Here is a 23647-nt window from a genome sequence, read left to right on the forward strand (position 1 = left end):
CCCCGACCCCGGCGATCGTCAATCTTACTGTTTCGCCACCAGCTTTAGGCTTTACATTCGCCTTGGCGCGCGTTGGACAAGGCCTCGCCGCACCTCCCCCGCCGAGCACGGGACCTCCGCACAGAACCTGACACGCTATCCGCCGGCGCAGTCTCGCCGGTCCTCTATTCTGTCAGGATCTCACCAATGCTTGTTACTCTCCTGGCAAGTGCGGCCGCGCTTGCCACCGCTGAGCTATCCGAAGAGGACGCTCAGCCGCCCACCATCGTCGTTACCGGAACCCGCCTTCCCGAAGGCGCTGCCGAAGTGAAGGGTCGCCCAGGCGGAACCGACCTCGTCACCGCCGATGAGTTCGCCAACAAGGCCGCCGTCTCGCTCCGCGAGGCCCTGGCCTTCTCGCCCGGTGTCTACGCCCAGCCGCGCTTCGGTCAGGAGATACGCCTTTCGATCCGAGGATCGGGCATCAGCCGTGGCTATCACATGCGCGGCCTGACGCTGCTACAGGACGGCATCCCCATCAATCTCGCCGACGACAACGGCGACTTTCAGGAGCTCGATCCGGCCGTCTTAGACCGGCTGGAGGTCTTTCGCGGAGCCAATGCCTTCCGTTTCGGCGGGACCACGCTCGGCGGGGCCATCAACGGCGTCACGCCTACAGGACGCACGTCGAATGACGTCCGGCTACGCGCCGACGGCGGTTCGTTCGACACCATACGAGCGCTCGGCTCCTACGGCTTCGCTAATGAGGAGCTGGACGGCTGGGTCGCAATCAACGGCGATCGCAGCGATGGCGACCGGGAGCATGCTCGCCGCAGCGGCCTGCGCTTCAACGGCAATCTCGGTTGGCAGCCGTCCGAAGGGCTACAGACCCGCTTCTACGTCGGTGCCAATCGCCTGCGGCAGGAGCTACCGGGTTCGCTCACCTACGACACGGTGCGGACGCGTCCGAAGACCGGCAGCTTCTTCGGCAATCAGGCGCGCGACATCGACTCGCTCCGCCTTCAGAACCGCACCACCTTCACGGTGGGCGATGTCGATCTCGAGGGCGGTGCCTTCATCAATGTGAAGAGCCTCTACCATCCGATTTTCCAGGTGGTTGATCAGGACTCGGTCGATCGCGGTCTATTCGGACGGGTCGGGTGGACAAAAGGACCGCTTCAGCTGCTGACTGGCGTTACCGCTCGCTTCGGCGACGTAGACGCCAAGCGCTTCGTCAATGTGAACGGCAAGCGCGGCGCCAAGACCTTCGAGGCCGACCAGACTGCCCGGACGATCGACATCTATGGTGAAGGGCGGATTGGCCTCGGAAGCGGCCTGATCGCAATCGCGGGGGGCGTCTACACCAGCGGGAAGCGCCGTCAGGATCAGATCTTGCCCACCAAGGCCACAGGCTCGGCGAGCTATGACGAGTTCTCGCCGCGCTTCGGCCTACTGTGGGAGGCTCGGCCCCAGCTTCAGCTCTATGCCAACGTCAGCCGCAGCCACGAGCTGCCGGGGTTCATCGAACTTGCCCAGGTGGCCAGCTTCGTGCCGCTACAGGCGCAGCATGCCTGGACGCGCGAAGTCGGGATGCGAGGGCAGATCGGGCCGGTCATGCTCGACTTCAGCGCCTATCGGGCCGGTGCCCGCAACGAACTGCTGCAGTTCAACATCGGCCCCGACATTCCTGCGTCGACCTTCAACGCCGACCGAACGATCCATCAGGGAATCGAAGCCGGGCTGGAGCTGCCGGTGAGGCCGTGGGCCAAGCTGAGCTCCACCTATCAGTTCAACGACTTCCGCTTCGACGGTGACCGCCAATTCGGAGACAATCGCCTGCCGGTCATTCCCAAGCACCTCGTCCGGGCGCAGGTCCGGCTTGGACCCGATGCCTGGGGGATCACTCCTGGCATCGAGTGGGTGCCGCAGGGCGCCTGGGCGGATTACGCCAACACCTTCCGGACGAACGGCTACACCCTGTTCAATCTCGGGGGCTCGGTCTCGCTCTCGAAGGACACGGAGTTCTTTGCCGACCTCCGGAACCTCACCAACAAGAAGACCGCCGGCGATATCAGCGCCGTGGTGCGCTACGCCTTCGACAATCCAGCGACGCCGAACAACAACGAGAGCAGCGCAATCTTCTATCCGGTTGAACGCCGCTCCTTCTCGATCGGAGTCCGCCAGCGGTTTGGGGGGCGGCGATGAGCAATGATCTCTATCGCGCCTTCTGGCGCTGGCACTTCTACGCCGGGCTGATCGCGCTGCCTTTCCTCGCCTGGCTGGCAGTGACCGGCGGCCTTTACCTGTTCAAGCCGGAGATTGAGCGACTGGTCTACAAGGACTGGATCACGCTCTCGTCGACGCGGGAGGCTTTACCGGCCTCGCGCCTCATCGCTGCTGCCGAGGAGCAGACGGGCGGCGAGGTGACTCAAGTCGAGGTGCCGGCCTCAACCGCTGAAAGCTGGCGCATGCGGGTGCAGCTCGGCGATGAGGCGCGCACGGCCTTCGTCGACCCGGGCTCGGGCACTGTGTTCGGCAGCACCAAGGCCGGCGGGATCATGAAGACGGTCCGCGACCTTCATAGCTTGGTGATCACCGGCACCCTCGGCAACGCGCTGATCGAGATCGCCGCAGGCTGGGCGATCGTCCTTGTCGTCACCGGCTTGGTTCTGTGGTGGCCGCGAGGGAGCAACAAGGCGCTGGCCCTGCGCGGACCGCCACGTCAGCGCCGCTTCTGGCGCGACCTCCACGCCAGCACGGGCGTGCTCGCTGGCGGGATCGTCCTGTTTCTGGCGGTGACCGGCATGCCATGGTCGGTGTTCTGGGGCGCTCAGGTGCAGCGGATGGTGGCTGAGAATGGCCTTGGTCGGCCGAAGGGGCCCGGGCCGCAGCCGTGGGAGATAGGCAAGGCCGGGGGCGGAGGCCATGAGCATGGCGCCGCAGCCGCTAGGCGAGAGGCCCTTCCTTGGGCCCTACAGGAAGCAACGCCGCCGCAGGCCAGCGGCTCGTCGGACGTGTGCGTGGACATAGCCGCCGCAGTCGCCCGTAGTGCTGGCGTCGGTGCCCCCATGACAATCAGCCTCCCTCTCGATGTGGGGCAGCCGTATAGCTTCACGCGGGTAATCAACCGTTCTGAGGACGCCCGCGCCGTCTACGTTGAACCAAGCAGCGGTCGCATCCTCCAGAATGCTTCCTACGCTCAGTTCGGTAAGGGCGCGCAACTGATAGAATGGGGCATCGCGACCCACCAGGGGCAGCAATATGGCCCGGCCAATCGCTGGATCATGCTGGCGGGGTGCCTCTCGCTGCTGCTGCTCTGCGTCAGCGCACCCGTGCTCTGGTGGAAGCGCCGCGTGCAACGCCGGCTGCTCGCGCCACCGCTGCCGAAGGACCGCAATCGTGGTAAGGTCGCGACAGCAGCTGCCGCAGTGCTAGGCATCCTGTACCCTCTCACAGGCGCGACCATGGTCGTCGTCGTGATCTTCGATCGGGTTTGGGCTCAACGACGTCCAGCGTCGCGAGGTTAGGTATGTCCGCTTTCTCGTCGGAGCGCCCCTTGCGTGAGTGTCTGCAAGGGGCGCAAAGCAGACGAAAAGCCGAGGCGGCTTGCTTGTCGCACCTAGCTGTAGCACAACCCCTTCCCGGACGCTTCTTGAACCGCGGAAATCTGCCGTTCTGAGCTGATCGTGGAAGTGGAGCAGATTTCCGCTACCCGCTCCAGCTTGCCCCGCGGCGCCAATGCGCTACATGGCGCCATGCCAGACATCGAGACGATCCTCGACGAGCTCGAGACCATCTTCGACCGCTCCGTCCAGAACCTCCGCCGCGCGCTTGCCGACTATGTGCAGGATGGGATCAAGCCAGAACCGCAAGCCCGCGCCGAGGGCTGCTTCGCGTATCCGGAACTCCGGATCGACTACGACCCGGACAGCCCGCCGCCACTGCCGGCACGCGCCTTTGCGCGGCTGAACCAGCCCGGCATCTACACTGCCAGCATCGCTCGCCCGCGGCTGTTCCGCGATTATCTCCGCACGCAGCTCCAGCATCTCACTTCCGACTATGAGGTGCAGATCAGCGTGGGCCGCTCGGCAAGCGAAATACCCTACCCTTACGTCCTCGACGCCGGCGACGACCTGAAGCTCGGCGGCATCCAGTCGGCCGAGCTCGGGCGCTGGTTCCCGACCACCGAGCTGGTCCACATCGGCGACGAGATCGCCGACGGCGACTGGGACATGAGCCGCCACACCGCGCGGCCGCTGGCGCTGTTCGACGGGCCGCGCACCGACTTCAGCCTGGCGCGCCTGCGCCACTACACCGGCACCCCGACAGAACATTTCCAGCGCTTTATCCTGTTCACCAACTACGTCCGCTACGTGGATGAATTCGTTCGCTTTGCGGCGGACGCGCTGCGCCAGGAAGGAAGTCCCTATCAGGCGCTGAGCGTGCCCGGCGGCCGCTATGAGCGCGACATGCTGGAGAATGCCGAAGCGGAGATCGCAGGGGGATCGTGGCGGCGCTTCCAAATGCCGGCCTACCACCTCGTCGGCCCGAACGGCGATGACGGCATCACCCTCGTCAACATCGGCGTCGGTCCGTCCAACGCCAAGACGATCTGCGACCACATCGCGGTGCTGCGCCCCGAAGTGTGGCTGATGATCGGCCATTGCGGCGGCTTGCGCCCGAGCCAGACGATCGGCGATTATGTCCTGGCGCACGCCTACCTGCGCGACGACCACGTCCTCGACGGCATCCTGCCGGTGGAGATCCCCGTGCCGCCGATCGCCGAAGTGCAGACCGCGCTGTTCGATGCGGCGGCCAAGGTCACCGGGGAGGACGAGGACAGCCTCAAGAAGCGGCTCCGCACCGGCACCGTCGTCACCACCGACGACCGCAATTGGGAGCTCCGCTACACCGCGAGCGCGCTGCGCTTCAACCAGAGCCGGGCGGTGGCGATCGACATGGAAAGCGCCACGGTGGCCGCGCAGGGTTACCGCTTCCGCGTGCCCTACGGCACCCTGCTGTGCGTGTCGGACAAACCGCTCCACGGCGAACTCAAGCTCCCGGGGCAGGCCAACGCCTTCTATGAGCGGGCGATCAGCCAGCACCTCCGGATCGGGATCGAGGCGCTGAACCTGCTGCGCGAGGAAGGCGACGCGCTGCACAGCCGCAAGCTTCGCAGCTTCGACGAGCCGCCGTTCCGTTAAGGCTCAACGAAAGAGGGCCCGGCATTTCTGCCGAGCCCTCTCCCGAACTTGCGATCCGGTAGCGCTTAGCCGCGCTCGCCGGCCTGCTGCTGCTGCGGGGCAGCCGGCTGGTTGGTCGCATTGGCAAGCCAGCGGCTGGTCGCGCCGCAGCTCGACGTCGCGGTTACCGGCTGACCGGCCTGGAACGGCTGGTTGTAGGGAAAGCACTCCTGGGCGCCGCCGGTGCTGAGGCACAGCTGCCCGGCGTTGGCGGTCCAGCTCGCCGGAACGACATTGCCGCTCGGCGTCGAGATGCGGGCGGTGCCGCCCGGCTCGAACGTCACGTTGTTGACAACGCCATTGGTCTCGACCTGCACGGTCTGACCGACGATTTCCGAGCCCGGCACATACTGGGCGGCGGCACCGCTGGCGAACAGCGCAGCGCCGGCGATCCCGGCAAAAATGGACAACTTGGTCATGGCGGCACTCCCCACCTGTTGAAACACGTCGGATCCGCCCCCCTGGTTGGTAGACGAATGCCTGTTCCCAAACTCACGACCCCGGAACGAAGTTGCAAGGCTTTTTTATAGCTCGCTTCGGGACTTCGGCGTTTGCTGCAGCGCACAACCCTCCGTATGAGCGCCCGGAACAGCAGCGATGCAAGGAGCGGTGGGTGCAGGATCAGCATGTCGTGGTGGTGGGGCTTGGCTATGTCGGCCTGCCGCTTGCAGTTGCCCTTGCCGACCACATGCGAGTAACCGGCTTTGACATCGATGGCAGCCGAATCGAGGAACTGCGCCGCCACGAGGACCGCACGCGCGAGGTAGAGCCGGAGCGGCTCCAAGCAACGTCGCTCGCGCTGACCGACGATCCGGCCGCCGTCCACGGCGCCGAGGTCTACATCGTCACCGTGCCGACCCCGGTTGACGGGTCCAACCAGCCGGACCTCCGCCCGCTGCTCTCCGCCACCCGCAGTGTTGCCGCGATGCTCGACGCCGACCGCCCGGCCGTGATCGTCTACGAAAGCACCGTTTATCCCGGCGTCACCGAAGACATTTGCGGCCCCGAACTCGAGCACGTGTCGGGCCTGAAGCGCGGCACGCACTTCCGCCTCGGCTACAGCCCCGAGCGGATCAACCCAGGCGACCGCGAGCATACGGTCGAGCGCATCACCAAGGTCGTCGCGGGTGAGGATGCGGAAACGACCGCCCTCCTCTCCGACCTTTATGGCGCCATGAACGGCGGGCGTATTTTCCGCGCCGCCTCGATCAAGGCAGCCGAAGCGGCCAAGGTCATCGAGAACGCGCAGCGCGACATCAATATCGCCTTCATCAACGAGATCACGCAGATCTTCGCCAAGCTCGGGCTCAGCACCTGGGACGTGCTGGAAGCCGCGCGCACCAAATGGAACTTCCTGCCGTTCGAGCCGGGGCTCGTCGGCGGTCACTGCATCGGGGTGGATCCCTATTACCTCGCCCACCGCGCCCGCGAGCTTGGCCACGAGCCGCGGGTCATTCTCGCCGGGCGCGAGACCAATGACGGAATGGGTGCGTGGGTGGCCGACCGCCTTCACGAGCGGCTCGGCAACCGCGCCGGCCGCGTGCTGGTGCTGGGCCTCACCTTCAAGGAGAACGTGCCGGACCTTCGCAACAGCCGGGTGATCGACGTCGTCCAGCGGCTGCGCTGGCTCGGCCACGAAGTGCTGGTTGCCGACCCACTCGCGGACCCTGCTGAAGCGCATCACGAATATGGGCTGGAGCTGGTTGACCCCGCTGCGCTGGGCGAGAAAGTCGATCTCGTCCTCGGTGCCGTCGCTCACTCCGTCTACAAGGAATGGGACGAAACGCGCGTTTCCGCGTTGCTCAAGGACGGCGGACAAATCGCCGATCTCAAGCGCTTGTGGAACTGGACGCAAGGGTCGACAGGAGGCGCGTGGACCCTCTAGGTCCCGCTCGCAATAACTTAGGTTTATGTTGGCTTTCACCCCCGTCTCTCACGTCCGGCGTGACAGTTGGCTTGGCCGCAGGCGGGTCCAGCTTCTCGGCGCCATGTTGGTCGCCGCCTTCCTGCCGCTCGCGTTCCGGCTGTTCATCACGCCTGAAACGCTATGGGTGTCGAGCTTCAACGCATTCTGGGCCAATCTCTTCGCGGTGTGCCTGGCCCTGTGGCTGCGGCTGAGTGTCGAGCCCTATCCGGGCATCCGTTCGAGCCTGGTCATCCTGCCGACCTGCGCTGCGGCGCATGCGGCCGTGCTGGCGTTCTTCTTCTTCACGCGGCTGCCCTACGACCGCGTCGCCTTTATCGCCGGCTTCGTGCTTCACGTTGCCTGGTTCTACCTCATCTATTTCGCGGTGCAGCGGCGGACGCACCTGCAGATCGGTGTGGTGCCGCTCGGTGCCTGGACCAAGTTGGTCGACCTGAAAGGCGTCAGCTGGATCAAGCTCGACCAGCCACGCCTCGATCTCGCATCGCGCTGCGACGCCATTGTCGCCGACTTTACCGCCGATCTGTCGCCCAAGTGGGAAGCATTCCTTGCCGACGCCGCGCTGGCCGGCCTCATCGTCTACCAAGTGAAGCCGCTTGCCGAATCTCTCACCGGGCGGGTCGAGATCGACCACCTGTCGGAAAACAGCTTCGGTTCGCTGGTCCCGGCCCGCGGCTATTTCCACCTCAAGACGGTGATCGACTTCCTGGCGGTGATCGCCGCTTTGCCCCTGTTGCTCCCGATCATGGCGGTGGCGGCGATTGCCATCCTCCTCGACGACGGCGGCCCGGTCTTCTTCCGGCAGCGCCGCATCGGCCATCGCGGCACGCCCTTTCACGTCATGAAGTTCCGTACCATGCGGGTGGAAAACGCTGCGGCGGGCCATGACGCGCGCAAGGCGGCAATGACCGGCGACTTCGACCCGCGCATTACCCGCGTCGGCGCCTTCCTCCGCAAGAGCCGCATCGACGAGCTGCCGCAGGTGCTGAACATTCTGCGGGCCGAGATGAGCTGGATCGGCCCTCGCCCCGAAGCGGAGGTGCTGAGCCACTGGTATGTCGGCGAGATCCCCTTCTACCGCTACCGCCACGTGGTGAAGCCGGGCATCTCGGGCTGGGCCCAGACCAACCAGGGCCACGTCGCGGAAGTCGAGGACATCCACCGCAAGCTCCAGTACGACTTCTATTATATCAAATACTTCTCGCCGTTTCTCGACGTCCTGATCCTGTTCAAGACGCTGAAGACGATGCTGACCGGCTTCGGCGCGCGCTAGTTCGCAACACAGGCAAACGGCGCTAAGGGCGCGGCCTATGCAAGACATTCACATCATCGGCGGCGGCCTCGCCGGCTCGGAAGCGGCGTGGCAGTTGGCCGAAGCCGGGCTCACCGTTCGCCTCAGCGAGATGCGCGGCGGCGGCGACATGACGCCCGCGCATGAAAGCGATCGGCTGGCCGAGATGGTCTGCTCCAACAGCTTCCGCTCGGACGACCCGGAAAACAACGCGGTCGGCCTGTTGCATCAGGAAATGCGGCGCATGGACAGCCTCGTCATGCGCTGCGCCGACGCCACCAAGGTGCCCGCCGGCTCAGCCCTCGCCGTCGACCGCGAAGGCTTCGCCGCGGAGGTCACGAAGGCGCTGGAAGCTCATCCGAACATCACCATCGTTCGCGAACGGATCGATGCTCTTCCCGATCACCCCTGCATCATCGCCACGGGCCCCCTGACCGGCTCGAAGCTGGCCGAGGCCATTGCGGCCGAGACCGGCAAGGACGCCCTCGCCTTCTTCGATGCCATTGCGCCGATCGTCCACGGCGACAGCATCGACATGTCGGTCGCCTGGAAGGCCGCGCGCTGGGGCAAGGGCGGCGACGACTACATCAACTGCCCGCTGACCAAGGAGCAGTACCACGCCTTCGTCGACGCGCTGAATGCGGGCGAGAAGACCGAATTCAAGCAATGGGAAAAGGACACGCCCTACTTCGAGGGCTGCATGCCGATCGAAGTGATGGCCGAGCGCGGTCCTGAGACGCTGCGCTTCGGGCCGCTGAAAGGCGTCGGCCTCGATGATCCGAAGACTGGCCGCTGGCCCTATGCCTGCGTGCAGCTGCGGCAGGACAATGCCAGCGGCACCTTGTGGAACATCGTGGGCTTCCAGACCAAGCTCCGTCACGGCGCGCAGGCCGAAATCTTCCGCACCATCCCGGGTCTGGAGAACGCCGAATTCGCGCGGCTTGGCGGCATCCACCGCAACAGTTTCATCCGCAGCCCCGACCTCCTCGACCGCCGATTGCGGCTGAAGACCAGGCCCAACATCCGCTTCGCCGGGCAGATCACCGGCTGCGAAGGCTATGTCGAAAGCGCCGCCATCGGCCTCATCGCCGCCCGCTTCGCCGCCGCAGAGGCCAGCGGCAAGGAACTTGCCGCACCGCCGAACACCACGGCACTCGGCGCCCTCCTCGGGCACATCACCGGCGACGCCAACGCCGAGACGTTTCAGCCGATGAACGTCAACTTCGGCCTGATGCCGCCGCTGCCCGAGCGCTTCCGCAAGGCCGACCGCAAGAAAGCCTATACCGACCGCGCCCGCGCCGCTTTTTCGGAATGGCTCGGCGAAGCGGTCGGCCAGACCTCGCTAGCCGAACCGGTGGAAGCCTAAAGCGTAACGTCCTCGCTGATCTTCTCGACCATCTGCAACACCCGCGCGCGCAGATGCTCGGGGAAATCGTCGGGAAGCTGCGACACCACATCGTCCTGCGCGAGTAGAAAGCTGGAACGCACCCGCACCAGCTTCATGGTCCAGTCGCCGAACATCCGCTCGGTCGTGGTCCGCTCGTCACGAATTTCGAAACCGCTATGCCGCGGGTCACGGCGGAGGCGCTCGATCAACTCGTCGATCGCCTCGGGTGGCCCCTCGATCCATTGCAGGAAGTGCGTTCCGTTGAACAGCAACAGGCCACTGATGCCGTCGATACCGTTCAGGTCGCGCGCAGCGCCGTGGATCGCCCGCAGCTGATCCTCGTCGAGATCAAGCGCCGCGAGGCTGGTGTAGGTAACGCACTTCAACTGCATGCCGGGCCTTCCGGACCGAAGGGTCCGCCACAGATTTAGTGACGCCCCCCCAAATAGCCAAATAGCACGCCATTTCAGCTGCTAAGCCACATGTCAGCAGCTGCAGACGGTCTTCCGCTTGGGCGCCTTGGGCGCAGTGGTCGCGAACTCGGCCGCCGTCAGCCATCCCGACCGGTCGCGGTCGGCCGAAGCAAATTTGCTCACGGTCTTGACCGCCCACTCATCGAAACTGAGCGTCCCGTTGCCATCCCGGTCGAGCTTGGCGAACGCCTTGCGCCGCGGCTCGAACAGCTCGGCCGACGTGATCCTCCCGTCATCGTCCTTGTCGGCCCGCGCAAAGCGCTTCTCCTCGCGGCTCTTGGGGCTGGCGAGCGGCGGTGATCGCACCGTGTCGAAGCTCGGCGTCGCGGCAGCGACCAGCGGCATGGCAGGCGCGACCGGCGGAGGCGCCGGCGCAGCGGCAGCGGCATCGGCAGATCGGCTGGAATAAAGAAACACGGCGCCCGAAGTGAGAAGCAAGGCAGCAACAGCGCCGGCGACGAGGCGGGTCATGGATGACCTCCTGGCAAACAGCGATCCGGCGCGCGCCTTGTCACCGTTTCTCTGGCTGCCGTCAACGCCCCGTCAGGCGATGACGGATCAGCGTCCAGCTTCGCCCCGGTGTCGCTTCCGGCTCCGGCGGCCAGAAGCGCGCCGCATCGCGGCGGCCGAGCGCATCGAGCAAGGTCACCGGCCGCACGGGGCGCGTCGTGGGCGCAGCAGGCAGCTTGCGCAGCCACTCGGGCTCGCCCGAACGCCGGGCCAGGTCCGCCCGCGAAAAGGCTTCGCCGCCCGGCACGCCCTCACTCCCGAGCACGCGCCCGAGGATTGCGAAGAGAGCCGCCCCACGCGGCGCCGCATCGGGCTCTTCCTCCAGTACCTGCAACCACCCGTCGGCAAGTGCCGCACAGTTTGCGCCGCTGACGCCCACCACCATCAGGTCCGATACTATTCGCGACAGCAAAGGCTCGGGCGGTGGCAGCTGGGTGTCGAGCGCCGCCAGTTGGTCACGCCACCAGGCGAGCTTGATGGCGCCGAGCGCCGGCTGCGCAGCGCCGAGCGCCACCTCGGCCAGCCGGTCGTCGAGCGCCAGAGCCGTGTCGAAGGCCGCCCGGCGCGACTCCGGCCAGTGCAGCCGAACGAGATCGCGGTCGCGCATCTGCCTTCCGCTCAGGCGACCGGGCGCCGCGCGCGAAGCGCCTGCGCCAGCGTGCCTTCGTCGAGATAGTCTAGCTCGCCGCCTACCGGCAATCCATGCGCCAGCTGGGTCAGCCGCACCGGAAATTTCTCCAGCCGCTCGGCGAGGTAATGAGCGGTGGTCTGCCCCTCGAGCGTCGCGTTCATCGCCAGCACGACCTCGTCGATCCCGCCCGCTGATACTCGGCGCAGCAGCTGGTCGATCGACAGATCCTCGGGCCGCACCCCTTCCAGCGCCGACAGCTTACCGCCGAGCACATGATAGCGCCCGGGGAACAGCCGCGAGCGGTCGAGCGCCCACAGGTCCGACACTTCTTCCACCACGCACAAGCTCTTGTCGTCGCGGCGCGGGTCGGCACAGATGGTGCACGGATCGCGCGTGTCGACGTTGCCGCAGGTCGAACAGGTCGACAGCCGCTCTGACACGGTCTGCAGGGCAGAGAGCAGCGGTTGGAGGGCACCTTCGCGCCGTTTCATCAGGTGCAGCACAGCGCGCCGGGCCGAGCGGGGGCCAAGGCCGGGCAACCGGGCGAGCGCGTTGGCGAGAGCTTCGATTTCCTGGGAGGCCATCGCCAATCCAGATAGGAAAAGCGGGAGCTTTCCGCCATAGGCCTCACCCCATGCGGCTTATCTTCATGGGATCCCCGGCCTTTGCGGTGCCGACGCTCGATGCACTCGTAGAAGCGGGGCACGAGATTGCCGCCGTCTATAGCCAGCCACCCCGGCCCGCCCAACGCGGCAAGAAGCTGCAGCCGACCGCGGTCCAGCAGCGCGCCGAGGACCTCGGGCTGACCGTCCGCACCCCTGAGCGGCTGCGTTCGGCGGAGGAGCAGGAAACCTTCGCTGCGCTCGGCGCCGAGGCAGCGGTTGTCGCCGCCTACGGCTTGCTGTTGCCCCAGCCGATCCTCGGTGCGCCGGTGCGAGGCTGCCTAAATGTCCATGCGAGCCTCCTCCCCCGCTGGCGCGGCGCCGCGCCCATCCACCGCGCGATCCTTGCCGGTGATGAGGAAACGGGCGTCACCATCATGCAGATGGAGGCCGGTCTCGACACCGGCCCGATGCTGCGCGTCGGCCGAACGCCGATCGCCCGCAAGACGGTCGGCGACCTCACCGATGAGTTGGCAAAGATCGGCGCGCGGTTGATGGTCGAAGAGCTTGCCAGCCCGTCCCCGCCGCAGGCCCAGCCAGAGGAGGGCGTCACCCATGCGCCCAAGATTGCGAAGGCCGAAGCACGCATCGACTGGACCCGCGCCCCCGCCGTGACCGAGCGCCAGGTCCGCGCCTTCGCCCCTGCTCCGGGCGCCTGGTTCGAGGCGGCAGGCGAGCGGGTCAAATTGCTCTCAGCCGAACTGGTCGAAGGTGTCAGCGCGCCGCCTGGCACCGTGCTCGATGACAACCTCACGGTCGCCTGCGGCACCGGCGCACTTCGGCCGACATTGCTCCAGCGCGCCGGCGGGCGGGCGATGTTCACGGCCGAACTGCTGCGCGGCTTCGCATTGCCGCCCGGCACCATCCTGCCGTGACGCGCTGGAAGCTGATCCTCGAATGGGACGGCGCACCGTTCATGGGATGGCAGCGCCAGGATCATGGCCCCTCGGTCCAGGGTGCGCTGGAGGAGGCGGCCCGCAAGATGACCGGTGAGACGGTCACCGCCCATGCTTCCGGCCGAACCGACGCCGGCGTGCATGCACTGGCGATGGCGGTGCACCTCGATCTTGAAAAGCAGCTGGACGGCCACCGCTTGGCGGAAGGCCTCAACGCCCTCCTCCGCCCTCATCCGGTTGCCGTGCTATCGGCCGAGCGGGTCCCGGCCGATTGGCATGCCCGCTTTGCCTGCCTCGGCCGCCGCTACCTCTACCGCATCGCCAACCGCCGCGCCCCACTGACGCTCGACAACGGCCGCGCCTGGCGGATTGCGAAGCCGCTCGATGCCGAAGCGATGCAAGCAGGCGCGGCGCACCTCGTCGGCCACCACGACTTTACCACCTTCCGTTCGGTCAACTGCCAGTCCGACAGTCCGGTGAAGACCCTCGACCGCCTCGACGTCGAACGGGTCGGTGACGAGATCCACATCCATGCCGCCGCCCGCTCCTTCCTCCACCATCAGGTGCGTTCGATGGTCGGCTGCCTCAGCCTCGTCGGGCTCGGTCAATGGGCGCCTGCCGACATGAAGCGGGCGCTCGAAGCCCGCGACCGCGCCGCACTTGGCCTCAATGCCCCGGCGGAGGGGCTTTACTTCGCGCAAGCGCTCTACGACACGCCGGCCGCGTGACGACACCCCTCACCTCTCCGCTTCAGATCCGCGACTTCCGCCTTTACTGGTGCGCGCGCTTCTGTGCCGTGCTGGCGACCATGGGGATGGTCGTGATCATCGGCTATCAGGTCTACGACACGGCCCGCGCCGACTATGGCATGAGCATCCGCGACGGCGCACTGATGCTGGGGCTGCTGGGCCTCGTGCAGTTCGTGCCCCTCGCCCTGCTCACCCCCGTTGCCGGCTGGACGGCTGACCGTTTCGAACGTCGAACGGTGGCTCGGATCGCCAACGGCGTCGATCTTCTGGTTGCCTTGTGCCTTGCGCTCGCCACCTGGAATGAGGTGCTGAGCCTCCCCTTGCTGTTCACCCTTGCGGCGCTGCACGGCGTTGCCCGCGTGTTCCTAGGACCGAGCATGGCGGCCATTGCGCCCAACATCGTGCCGCCCGAACTGCTGCCAAAGGCGATCGCCCTATCGTCCATCGCCTGGCAATCGGCCTCGGTCGCCGGCCCAGCGCTCGGCGGTTTCCTTTACGCCGCCGGTGCATCCCTGCCCTACTGGGCATCGGTAGCGATGCTGGCTCTCGCAGTGCTGCTGTTGACCCCGGTTCGCCGCGTCGTGCCGCCACCCATGCAAGGGCATCCGCACCCGATCCGACAGATGATCGAGGGGCTGAGCTACGTTCGCCGCCACCGCTTTCTTCTGGGTGCGATTACCCTCGACCTGTTCGCCGTGCTGCTCGGCGGCGCCACCGCCATGCTTCCCGTGTTCGCCCGCGACATCCTTCACGTCGGTACCGAAGGCCTCGGCCTGATGCGCGGCGCGCCGGCCATCGGGGCGGCGCTGGTTGCTGGCTGGTTCTCGTTCAATCCGCTCAAGAACAATGTCGGGATCAAGATGCTGTGGAGCGTCGCCGCCTTTGGCCTTGTGACGGTGCTGTTCGGCTTGTCCCAGACCTTTGCCCTCAGCCTCGCCTTGCTCGCCTGCCTGGGCGCGGCCGACATGCTGAGCGTTTATGTCCGCTCCAGCCTCGTCCAGCTTCACACCCCCGACACCATGCGCGGGCGGGTGTCGGCGGTGAGCGGGCTTGCGATCAGCGCCTCCAACGAGCTTGGCGAATTGCAGTCCGGCGTTGCCGCCGCGGTGCTTGGACCGGTCGGCGCGGTGGTCGCCGGCGGGGCCGCAGCCATTGGTATCGCAGGGCTGTGGTCCTATCTGTTTCCCGAACTCAGGCGGGCAAAGACCTTTGACCCGCCGCCCGAAGTGCTCGCCCAAGCAGTTGAACAGGAGAAACCTGCGTGAAGGCTGACAACATCCTCGCCACCATCGGCCAGACCCCCCACATCCGCATCAACCGGCTGTTTCCGGAAGGAGCCGAAGTCTGGATCAAGTCGGAGCGGTCCAATCCCGCCGGCTCGGTCAAGGACCGCATCGCCGTTGCGATGATTGAAGCGGCCGAAGCCGACGGCCGGCTAAAGCCTGGCGGCACCATCGTCGAGCCGACCAGCGGCAACACGGGGGTCGGCCTTGCGATGGTCGCGGCGGTCAGGGGCTACAAGCTGATCCTCGTCATGCCCGACAGCATGAGCGTCGAACGCCGCCGCCTGATGCTTGCTTTCGGCGCCACCTTTGACCTCACCCCGCGTGAAAAGGGCATGAAGGGCGCCATCGCCCGCGCCGAGGAGATCGTCGCCTCCACGCCCGGCGCATGGATGCCGCAGCAGTTCGACAACCCCGCCAACATCGATGTCCACCTGCGCACCACCGTGCCCGAGATCCTTGCCGATTTCGGCGACGACGATCGCGGCTTCGATGCGCTGATCACCGGCGTCGGTACCGGCGGGCACATCACCGCGGCCGGGCGTGAGCTCAAGAAGCGCTGGCCGAACCTCAAGGTGTTCGCGGTTGAACCGACCTTGTCGCCGGTCATCTCGGGCGGCCAGCCTGCGCCCCACCCGATCCAGGGCATTGGCGCCGGCTTTATCCCGGCCAACCTCGACATGGACGTGCTCGACGGCGTCATTCAGGTCGCGCCGGAGGATGCCAAGGAGATGGCCCGCCGCTCGGCGCGCGAAGAAGGTATCCTGGTCGGCATCAGCTCGGGCGCGACGCTTGCCGCCATCGCCCAGAAGCTGCCGGAACTCGGCCCCAATGCGCGCGTGCTCGGTTTCAACTACGACACCGGCGAGCGTTATTTGTCCGTACCTGATTTCTTGCCTGAAGAGGGTTAAGCGGACGTCAATCCTCCGCTTTAGATAAAGCATTAACCCGCATCACGATAACTGGTCCTGCTCGGATGAAACCGGCAGGAACCAGGATGCCTCAATCGCGATTCAATTTCACGGACAAGGCCGATCCCGGACGACCTCGCGCGTCGGTGTGCGAGGCGATCACGTTCGACGTTCTGCCTCCGCGAGATGATGACGATCTGACGCTTCAGTCCAAGCGCATGGCGATGTGGGCCTATGGCCCCATCCTGCTTGCCGCGACCCACTTCATCGTCGGCCTGATCCTTCTGGTGCGCGAAGGCGGCAACATGGACGGCAACCAGCTCGCCATGGCGCTGGCGCTGGTAGCGATCGCCCTCCTGCTCGACGCCGGCGCCGGCCTGCTGCTATTTCTGCGCATGCGGCTGCGGCTGACACCGGTCTTTACCGCGCGGCTAATCCTTGGCTGGTTCTGCTTCACCGGCATCCTGTGGATGCTATTCGGCGGCGCGGCCTACAGCGGGCTTCACGACAAGAGCTTCCTTCCCCTGGCGCTCGGCGCCGGCCTTGCGGTCAAGGCGATGCTTTCGATCGGCTCGCCGCCGGCCGCCATCCTCAACGCCTTGATGGCCGCCATCGGCGTGAACATCTTCTCCGACGATCCGCTGCTTCGGGCCGCCATTCCGCTGCTCGGCCTCCTTACCGCCGTCTATTCGATCATCATCACCCAGCTGATGCTCGCCAGTAGCCGCCGCCGCCTGATGCTCGACTGGCAAGCCAAGAAGGCGCTCAACTTCATCGAAGAGTTCGAGAACAGCGGACGCGGCTGGTTCTGGGAAACCAATGCAGCCGGCACCCTGTCCTATGTCAGCCAGCAGCTTGCCGACGACTTCAAGACCTCGCCCGACGCGCTGCTTGGCCGGCAGTTCACCGACCTCATGTCGGTCGACAACGGCAACAACCAAGGGCTGCGCGAAGAACGCACGCTTGGCTTCCACCTCTCGGCGCGCTTCCCATTCTCCGACATCGTGGTGCGTCCCGCGAGCGATGACGAGGTGCAATGGTCGCTGTCGGGCAACCCCGTGTTCGACGACAATGGCCACTTCTACGGCTTTCGCGGGATCGGCACCGACCTCACCGAACAACGCCGCACCGAGCAGGAGATCAGTCGCCTCGCCCGCTCGGATTCGCTGACCGGATTGCCCAATCGCGCAATGATGCGGCGGACGCTCGATGAGGGCCTTCGCAACGCCAAACACAGCCACCGCGGCTGCGCGCTCCTGCTGATCGACCTCGACCGCTTCAAGCACGTCAACGACACGCACGGCCACCCGTCGGGTGACGCGTTGCTGAAACAGGTGGCGCAGCGGCTCACCCAGGTGATCGCCCCCCATGGCCAGGTCGGCCGGCTTGGCGGGGACGAGTTCAAGGCGGTGCTGCCCGGTACCACCGACATCCACCTCCTGGATCGCATCGCGGGCGCCCTCATCGCGGAGCTCTCGCGCCCCTACATGCTCGAAGGCCAGCGAGTGACCATCGGCGCTTCGGTCGGCATCGCAGTCGGCGAGCCCGAGCGGTCTTGCGCCGATTCGATGGTCCGCAATGCCGACCTCGCGCTCTATGCCGCAAAGGCGGCCGGTCGCGGGCGTCATCGCTTCTACGAACCCTCGATGCACAACAATGCCGCCAACCGGCAGATGTTGGAACATGATCTTCGCGGCGCGGTGAAGCGGGACGAGCTATCGGTCGTGTTCCAGCCGATCGTTCGTGCCGCCGGCGAGGAAATGGCCGGCTTCGAAGCGCTGGTTCGCTGGCAGCATCCCAAGCGCGGTCTCATCCCGCCTGGCGAGTTCATCCCCATCGCCGAGGAAAGCGGGCTGATCGGCCAGCTTGGCGAGTGGGTGCTGATCGAGGCGCTTCAGGCGGTCCGTCACTGGCCCGACACCTTCCGCCTTGCGGTCAACGTCTCGCCGATCCAGTTCAACGATCCCCGCCTGGTCGATGTCGTCGCTGCCGCGCTTGCCGTCTCGGGCGTCGAGCCGTCGCGGCTAGAGCTCGAGATCACCGAAGGCGTGTTCCTGACCGAATGCGACACCACCGAGGCGACCTTTGCCCGGTTGAAAGAGCTTGGTGTCCGCCTGGTCCTCGACGACTTCGGAACCGGCTATTCCTCGCTCGGCTATCTCAAGCAGGCGCCGTTCGACAAGATCAAGATCGACCGCAGCTTCGTGCGCGGCGCCACGCTGAACGAGAACCGCAACACCGCGATCATCCGGGCCATCGTGACCCTCGCCGAAAGCCTCGGAATGGACACGGTTGCAGAGGGCGTAGAGACGCATGAAGACCTGCAGCTCATGCGCAACCTCGGGGTCAGCGAGATCCAAGGCTATATCTTCGGTCAGCCGGTGGCACTCTCGGATGCGATCGACCTGGCGCAGGCGAGGACATTGGAAGCCGACGCCAGCCCGTCCCTGCGCGAACCGCGCCAGCGGATGATGCGCCGCGCCCTGATCGGGCTCGACGGCGAGGTCATCGAGGTCAGGCTGCGCAACATCTCGGCCATGGGGGCGCTGGTCGAATGCAGCCAGCCGGTGACACCCGGACGCAACATCATCATGGATGTTGTCGGTGCCGGCCCGGTCACCGCCACCATCCGCTGGGCCCAGCGCGACCGGTTCGGGATCCGCTTCAAGGAAGAGTTCGACCTCGAGCGGCTGTCCGCCACCCCGGACCACCAGCCGGCCCCGACGTTAACCGCTCCGCCACAGGTTCTGGCGCATGTGCAGTAATGGACCGAAAATACTTGGCAAAACGGATGAAGCCGGGCATGTGCGGCAAGGAATCTGGGAGTTGGTTTGAAATGAAGAGCTTTGCAGCACGCTTGGTCGTCACGGCCAGTGCCGCCACTTTCCTGGTCAGCGCACCCGCGGCAGCGGCCTCGCGCGTCCAGTCGGCCAACTACAGCCCGTGGGCGTCGCTTGCGGCATTTGCTTCCCCGGCGTCGAGCCAGGCGCTGTGCGGCGCGGCGGCGGCTTCGGCGGCGGCTTCTGCCACGGCCCAGGCCGGCACCCCTGGCTGCGTCTTCCCAACCCTTGATGCGCCGGTTGCCCCTCCGGTTGCCGAAGCCGCTCCGGTCGCTGCCCCGGTGGCGACTGCCGCTGGCGCTGGCGTCGGCATTCTTCCGCTGCTGCTCGGCCTTGCCGCGCTCGGTGGTCTTGCCGCCCTGCTGCTCAGCAACGGTGAAGGCTCCACCCAGATCTCGATCAGCCCGTGATCTCGTCGGACCTTCTCTGATTTCGATAAGCCCCGGCCTCACCGCCGGGGCTTTTCTTTTGGCGCGACTGCCCCTCGCCTTCATGCGGTCGCTTGGCTAAGCGTCCGGAATGGGGGAATGCTCAGGCATCGAACGGCAATTGGTAGAGCGCGCGGCCGACGCCTGCCGCCTCGATGAGGTCGTTGCCTGGGCCTCGGTCAATAGCGGCTCGACCAACCTTCAGGGTCTGGCCACCATGGCAGAGCTGCTCGCCGCCCGGCTATCGGTGTTGCCGGGTACGCTGGCCTTGCGCGACCCGGAACCAGTCAGCGCCCTCGATGCATCCGGCGTCGACCGCGAGCTCGTCCACGGCAAGCACCTCCACCTCGTTGTTCGTCCGGGCGCGCCGCAGCAGCTTCTGCTGACCGGGCACATGGATACCGTTTACGGCGCCGATCACCCGTTTCAGGAGGTGCGCGAAATGCCGGACGGCCGGGTCAATGGCCCCGGCGTGGCAGACATGAAAGGCGGCCTCGCCGTCATGATCGCCGCCCTGCAAGCCTTCGAACAGCACCCCGGCGCTGCATCAACCGGCTACGAGGTCGTGATCAACAGCGACGAGGAAGTGGGCTCGGGCTCATCCGCCCCGCTGATCGCCGCGGCAGCCCGTGGCAAGCTGGCGGCCCTCACCTACGAGCCGTCCGCCCTCCCCGACGGCACGCTCGCTGGCGCGCGCCCGGGATCGGGCAATTTCTCCTTCGACATCCGCGGCCGATCGGCACACGCCGGGCGCAATCCCGAAGACGGCCGCAACGCCGTCACCGCCGCGGCCGAACTCGCTCTTGGGCTTGAAGCGCTCCGCCGCGATGGCCTGGCGGTCAACGTCGCGCGGCTCGACGGCGGATCGCCCAACAATGTCGTGCCGGACCGCGCCATCCTCCGCGTCAACCTGCGCCCGCGCACCCCTGCGCTCGAAGCCGCAGCGCGCGACGGCATCGCTGCCGCCGTCCGCCACGTCGCCGCCGCCCGCGACGTAAAGATCAACACGCACGGCGGCTTTGGCCGGCCACCCAAGCCGCTCGACGCCGCAGCCCTGCGCCTGTTCGCACTGGTCGAGCAGGCAGGCCGCGACCTTGGCCAGCACATCACCCACAAGGATTCCGGCGGCGTCTGCGATGGCAACAACATCGCGGCCTGCGGCGTGCCGGTGGTCGACACCATGGGCGTGCGCGGCGGCGCTATCCACAGCGAGGAGGAATATCTGATCCCGCAATCCCTTGGCGAACGCGCAGGCCTGTCGGCCCTCGTGCTCGCCCGCCTCTCCGATGGTGCCTTGTGAGCTTCCGCATCCGCCCGGCGAACCCGAACGACTTCGACGCCATCTATGAGATGGCCAAGCTGACCGGCGGCGGCTTCACCAACCTGCCCGCCGACAAGGGCACCCTCGTCAACAAACTGTCCAGGTCGGAAGTCGCCTTCGACAAGACCGAGGAAGCACAAGGCAACGACTGCTACATCTTCGTCCTCGAAGACCCGCGCGAGAAGATCATCCGCGGCACCTGCCAGGTGTTCGGCATGGTCGGCACGGCCCAGGCCTTTTACTCCTATCACCTCTCCACGCTGACGCAGTGGAGCCCGGAACTCGGCAAGACCTTCCGCAACCAGATGCTGACGCTGACCACCGATCTTGAAGGATCGAGTGAGGTCGGCGGCCTGTTCCTCCACCCCCACCTGCGCGCCGGCGGCTGGGGCATGCTGCTCGCGCGCAGCCGTTACCTGTTCATCAAGGCCCACCGCCGGCGGTTCGGCGACCGCCTGCTGGCCGAGCTTCGCGGCGTCATGGACGAGGCTGGCAATTCGCCCTTCTGGGACGCGCTCGCCGGGCGCTTCTTCGATATGACCTTTCCTGAAGCGGACGGCTTCAATGCGGTGAACGGCACCCAGTTCATCGCCGATCTCATGCCGAAGACGCCGATCTACGTCTCGCTGCTGCCCGACAGCGCGAAAGCGGTGATGGGTCAGCCGCACCCGACCGGCCGCGCCGCGCTGCGGATGCTGCAGGAAGAAGGCATGACCTTCGATCGCTACATCGACATCTTCGATGGCGGCCCCACTGTTACGGCACTGACGGACCAGGTCCGATCCATCCGCGAGTCGACCGAAGAAACCGTGGTCGAGATCGGTGGTGATCCCGGAAAATCCAAAGTCCTGCTCGCCGCGGGGCGCCTGCGCGATTTCCGCTGCGTGCGGGCCGAGGTGAGACGGCTTGGCAGAAAGGGCATCGCGATCACGCGGGAAGCGGCCGAACTGCTCGAGATCGAAACGGGCGCCAGAATAACGATGGTCGCCCGATGAGCGTGCGCGAGATCAACTTCGACGGGATCGTCGGCCCAAGCCACAATTACGGCGGCCTCAGCCTCGGTAATCTCGCGTCCGCGCGCAATCTCGGCAAGGTCAGCTATCCGCGCGCGGCCGCCTTGCAGGGCCTCGACAAGATGCGCGCCAACCTCGCGCTCGGCCTACCCCAGGGCATCTTCGTGCCTCAGCCGCGCCCGGCCCGCGCCTGGCTCGCCGACCTCGGCACCACACCCGAGAAGGCGGGCCCCGCGCTGCTCGCCAATGCGATGAGCGCCAGCGCCATGTGGGCCGCCAATGCTGCAACCGTCAGCCCGGCGAGCGACACCGCCGACGGCCGCACCCACCTCACCGTCGCCAACCTCCGCACCATGTCGCATCGCAGCCACGAATGGCCGGCGACGCTTGCCCAGCTTCGCCTTGCTTTCGCACATGAGAGCTTCGCGGTGCACGGCCCCGTGCCGCCGACCTTCGGCGACGAGGGCGCGGCCAATCACATGCGGCTCTGCGCCGCGCACGATCAGGCCGGTGTTGAGGTGTTCGTCTACGGCCTGTCAGGCGGTCCTTTCCCCGCTCGCCAGCATGTCGAAGCGGGCAAGGCCATCGCCCGCCGCCACAGGCTCGATCCCGAGCGCACGTTGTTCGTCGCTCAATCGGAAGAAGCGATCGCCGCTGGTGCCTTCCACAATGACGTGGTCGCCGTCGCCAACGAGCGTGTGCTGTTTGCCCACGAACAGGCGTTCGCCGATCGAGCCGGCTTCCTCACCGAACTTGAGGCCCGGTTCCCGGTTCTCGAGCTGGTCGAGGTGCCTGCTAGCGAAGTCAGCCTTGAAGACGCTATTCGTTCGTACCTGTTCAATGCGCAGCTGGTCACGCCGCCGGACGGCCGCACCACGCTGCTCGTGCCCGAAGAAGCACGCGAAACGTCCAGCGTGTGGAACTGGCTTCAGCGCCACCTCGCGGGCAACGGCGCCATCCGCGACGTGAGGGTAGTCGACGTGCGCCAGTCAATGGCCAATGGCGGCGGCCCCGCGTGCCTGCGCCTGCGCGTGGTGTGCGATCCAGCGACGGTCGACCCGCGCTTCCTCGTCGATGAAGCCAAGCTCGAGCGGCTGGCCGGCGTAATCGCTCAGACCTGGCCCGAACAGATCGGTGTCGAAGACCTAGGAGAACCGGCGGTCATCCGCGACATCGAGCAGGCCCGCGCGGCCCTGCTCGATGCCTGCGACCTCGCCGAGCTTCTTTAAATCAGCCCCGCGGCCTTCAGCCCCGCATCGACCTTGGCCCGCGCGGCCTCGTTTGCCTCGACCAGCGGCAGGCGTAGCTCCTGCGGGAAGTTCGGACGAATTTTCCTGATCGCATATTTCGCGGGCCCCGGCGACGCATCGGCGAACATGGAATCGTGCAGCAGGTAGAGCTTGTCGGCCAACGCCCGCGCATCGTCCCATCGGCCCTCCAGCGTCGCCTGCTGGAAGTCGGCGCACAGCCGCGGCGCGACATTGGCGGTGACCGAGATGCAGCCGACCCCGCCATGCGCGTTGAAGCCCAAGGCCATGTCGTCGTTGCCCGACAGCTGGCAGAAATCGGTACCGCAGGCGAGCCGCTGCGCCGTCACCCGCGCCAGATTGCCCGTCGCATCCTTGATCCCGACCACATTGCGCAGCCGCGCGACTTCACCCAGCGTGTCGACCGAAATGTCCGCCACCGTGCGCGAGGGCACGTTGTAGACCACGATCGGAAGATCGCAGCTTTCGCTCAGCGCACGGAAGTGGGCGGCGATGCCGGCCTGGCTCGGCTTGTTGTAATAAGGCACGACCACCAGGGCCGCATCGGCGCCAAGCTCCTTGGCGACCTTCATCTTGCGCAGGCTTTCGGCGGTCGAATAGCTGCCGCATCCGGCGATCACCGGCACTCGCCCGGCCGCTGCCTCGATCGTGGCCTTGACCACCGCCGCATGCTCGTCGGCGGTTAGCGTCGCCACTTCGCCGGTGGTCCCGCACGGCACCAGGCCGCTCGATCCTTCCGTCACTTGCCAGTCGACAAACTCGCGCAAGGCGGGAAGATCGACCTCCCCTGCGGTGAACGGTGTCACGAGTGCGGGGATCGACCCTGAAAACATGGGGA

At 66.4% G+C, this 23647-nt stretch carries 21 protein-coding genes; 15 read left to right on the forward strand and 6 right to left on the reverse strand.

Going from position 1 to position 23647, the window contains the following annotated elements:
* The first annotated feature begins 186 nt into the window (after positions 1 to 186).
* The 3 genes from ACP69Z_RS11550 (at position 187) to ACP69Z_RS11560 (ending at position 5183) form a co-directional block, all read left to right on the forward strand.
* On the forward strand, positions 187 to 2184 hold the full coding sequence (locus ACP69Z_RS11550) for a TonB-dependent receptor family protein (RefSeq protein WP_426267627.1): 1998 nt from the start codon (positions 187 to 189) through the stop codon (positions 2182 to 2184).
* On the forward strand, positions 2181 to 3506 hold the full coding sequence (locus ACP69Z_RS11555) for a PepSY-associated TM helix domain-containing protein (protein ID WP_426267628.1): 1326 nt from the start codon (positions 2181 to 2183) through the stop codon (positions 3504 to 3506). The genes ACP69Z_RS11550 and ACP69Z_RS11555 overlap by 4 nt, the downstream gene beginning before the upstream one ends.
* Before the next feature lie 228 nt (positions 3507 to 3734).
* Positions 3735 to 5183 (forward strand): AMP nucleosidase, encoded by a 1449-nt coding sequence (locus ACP69Z_RS11560; protein WP_426268096.1) that lies wholly within the window; start codon positions 3735 to 3737, stop codon positions 5181 to 5183.
* A gap of 65 nt (positions 5184 to 5248) precedes the next feature.
* Here ACP69Z_RS11560 and ACP69Z_RS11565 read toward each other — a convergent pair whose 3' ends face one another.
* Positions 5249 to 5641 carry a hypothetical protein gene (locus tag ACP69Z_RS11565; protein ID WP_426267629.1) on the reverse strand — a complete coding sequence of 131 codons (393 nt, stop codon included), beginning with the start codon at positions 5639 to 5641 and terminating at the stop codon, positions 5249 to 5251.
* A 194-nt stretch (positions 5642 to 5835) separates the two neighbouring features.
* Between ACP69Z_RS11565 and ACP69Z_RS11570 the strand changes: the two genes are divergently transcribed.
* From ACP69Z_RS11570 to trmFO, 3 genes are all read left to right on the forward strand, one after another.
* A complete protein-coding gene (locus ACP69Z_RS11570) occupies positions 5836 to 7107 on the forward strand; it encodes a nucleotide sugar dehydrogenase (protein ID WP_426267630.1) in 1272 nt (423 codons plus the stop codon).
* Between the two features lie 103 nt (positions 7108 to 7210).
* Positions 7211 to 8419 carry a sugar transferase gene (locus tag ACP69Z_RS11575; protein ID WP_426267631.1) on the forward strand — a complete coding sequence of 403 codons (1209 nt, stop codon included), beginning with the start codon at positions 7211 to 7213 and terminating at the stop codon, positions 8417 to 8419.
* 37 nt (positions 8420 to 8456) lie between these two features.
* Positions 8457 to 9803: a methylenetetrahydrofolate--tRNA-(uracil(54)-C(5))-methyltransferase (FADH(2)-oxidizing) TrmFO gene (trmFO, locus tag ACP69Z_RS11580; protein WP_426267632.1), complete on the forward strand. Its 1347-nt coding sequence runs from the start codon at positions 8457 to 8459 to the stop codon at positions 9801 to 9803.
* Here trmFO and ACP69Z_RS11585 read toward each other — a convergent pair.
* The 4 genes from ACP69Z_RS11585 to recR all read right to left on the reverse strand — a co-directional run bounded on the left by ACP69Z_RS11585 (position 9800) and on the right by recR (position 12022).
* A complete protein-coding gene (locus ACP69Z_RS11585) occupies positions 9800 to 10216 on the reverse strand; it encodes a BLUF domain-containing protein (protein ID WP_426267633.1) in 417 nt (138 codons plus the stop codon). The genes trmFO and ACP69Z_RS11585 overlap by 4 nt on opposite strands.
* Positions 10217 to 10309: 93 nt before the next feature.
* On the reverse strand, positions 10310 to 10768 hold the full coding sequence (locus ACP69Z_RS11590) for a hypothetical protein (protein ID WP_426267634.1): 459 nt from the start codon (positions 10766 to 10768) through the stop codon (positions 10310 to 10312).
* Positions 10769 to 10829: 61 nt separating this feature from the next.
* Positions 10830 to 11414, reverse strand: coding sequence for a hypothetical protein (locus ACP69Z_RS11595; protein ID WP_426267635.1), 585 nt, complete (start codon positions 11412 to 11414; stop codon positions 10830 to 10832).
* An 11-nt stretch (positions 11415 to 11425) separates the two neighbouring features.
* Positions 11426 to 12022 carry a recombination mediator RecR gene (gene recR / locus ACP69Z_RS11600; protein ID WP_426267636.1) on the reverse strand — a complete coding sequence of 199 codons (597 nt, stop codon included), beginning with the start codon at positions 12020 to 12022 and terminating at the stop codon, positions 11426 to 11428.
* Positions 12023 to 12072: 50 nt separating this feature from the next.
* On the opposite strand from recR, the gene fmt reads away from it, so the two are divergent.
* The 9 genes from fmt (at position 12073) to ACP69Z_RS11645 (ending at position 22770) form a co-directional block, all read left to right on the forward strand.
* Positions 12073 to 12975, forward strand: a complete 903-nt coding sequence (gene fmt / locus ACP69Z_RS11605; RefSeq protein ID WP_426267637.1) for a methionyl-tRNA formyltransferase — start codon at positions 12073 to 12075, stop codon at positions 12973 to 12975.
* A complete protein-coding gene (gene truA / locus ACP69Z_RS11610) occupies positions 12972 to 13724 on the forward strand; it encodes a tRNA pseudouridine(38-40) synthase TruA (protein WP_426267638.1) in 753 nt (250 codons plus the stop codon). Before fmt ends, truA begins: the two co-directional genes overlap by 4 nt.
* Entirely contained in the window at positions 13721 to 15010 is a 1290-nt protein-coding gene (locus ACP69Z_RS11615) for an MFS transporter (protein WP_426267639.1), read from the forward strand. Before truA ends, ACP69Z_RS11615 begins: the two co-directional genes overlap by 4 nt.
* Positions 15007 to 15939: a cysteine synthase A gene (gene cysK / locus ACP69Z_RS11620; RefSeq protein WP_426267640.1), complete on the forward strand. Its 933-nt coding sequence runs from the start codon at positions 15007 to 15009 to the stop codon at positions 15937 to 15939. Before ACP69Z_RS11615 ends, cysK begins: the two co-directional genes overlap by 4 nt.
* An 86-nt stretch (positions 15940 to 16025) precedes the next feature.
* On the forward strand, positions 16026 to 18704 hold the full coding sequence (locus ACP69Z_RS11625) for an EAL domain-containing protein (protein ID WP_426267641.1): 2679 nt from the start codon (positions 16026 to 16028) through the stop codon (positions 18702 to 18704).
* A 71-nt stretch (positions 18705 to 18775) separates the two neighbouring features.
* On the forward strand, positions 18776 to 19189 hold the full coding sequence (locus ACP69Z_RS11630; RefSeq protein ID WP_426267642.1) for a hypothetical protein: 414 nt from the start codon (positions 18776 to 18778) through the stop codon (positions 19187 to 19189).
* Between the two features lie 109 nt (positions 19190 to 19298).
* Complete coding sequence (locus ACP69Z_RS11635; protein WP_426267643.1) at positions 19299 to 20507, forward strand: hydrolase; 1209 nt, start codon at positions 19299 to 19301, stop codon at positions 20505 to 20507.
* Positions 20504 to 21523, forward strand: coding sequence for an arginine N-succinyltransferase (locus tag ACP69Z_RS11640; protein ID WP_426267644.1), 1020 nt, complete (start codon positions 20504 to 20506; stop codon positions 21521 to 21523). Before ACP69Z_RS11635 ends, ACP69Z_RS11640 begins: the two co-directional genes overlap by 4 nt.
* Positions 21520 to 22770, forward strand: coding sequence for an N-succinylarginine dihydrolase (locus ACP69Z_RS11645; RefSeq protein ID WP_426267645.1), 1251 nt, complete (start codon positions 21520 to 21522; stop codon positions 22768 to 22770). The genes ACP69Z_RS11640 and ACP69Z_RS11645 overlap by 4 nt, the downstream gene beginning before the upstream one ends.
* On the opposite strand, the gene dapA is transcribed toward ACP69Z_RS11645, so the two are convergent.
* The gene (gene dapA / locus ACP69Z_RS11650) at positions 22767 to 23642 is read right to left on the reverse strand and encodes a 4-hydroxy-tetrahydrodipicolinate synthase (protein ID WP_426267646.1); all 876 of its coding nucleotides are present in this window, start codon (positions 23640 to 23642) and stop codon (positions 22767 to 22769) included. The genes ACP69Z_RS11645 and dapA overlap by 4 nt on opposite strands.
* Positions 23643 to 23647 lie beyond the last annotated feature (5 nt).

Origin of the sequence: Sphingomonas sp. LHG3443-2 (genome assembly GCF_049896405.1) — a bacterium.
GTDB lineage: Bacteria > Pseudomonadota > Alphaproteobacteria > Sphingomonadales > Sphingomonadaceae > Sphingomicrobium.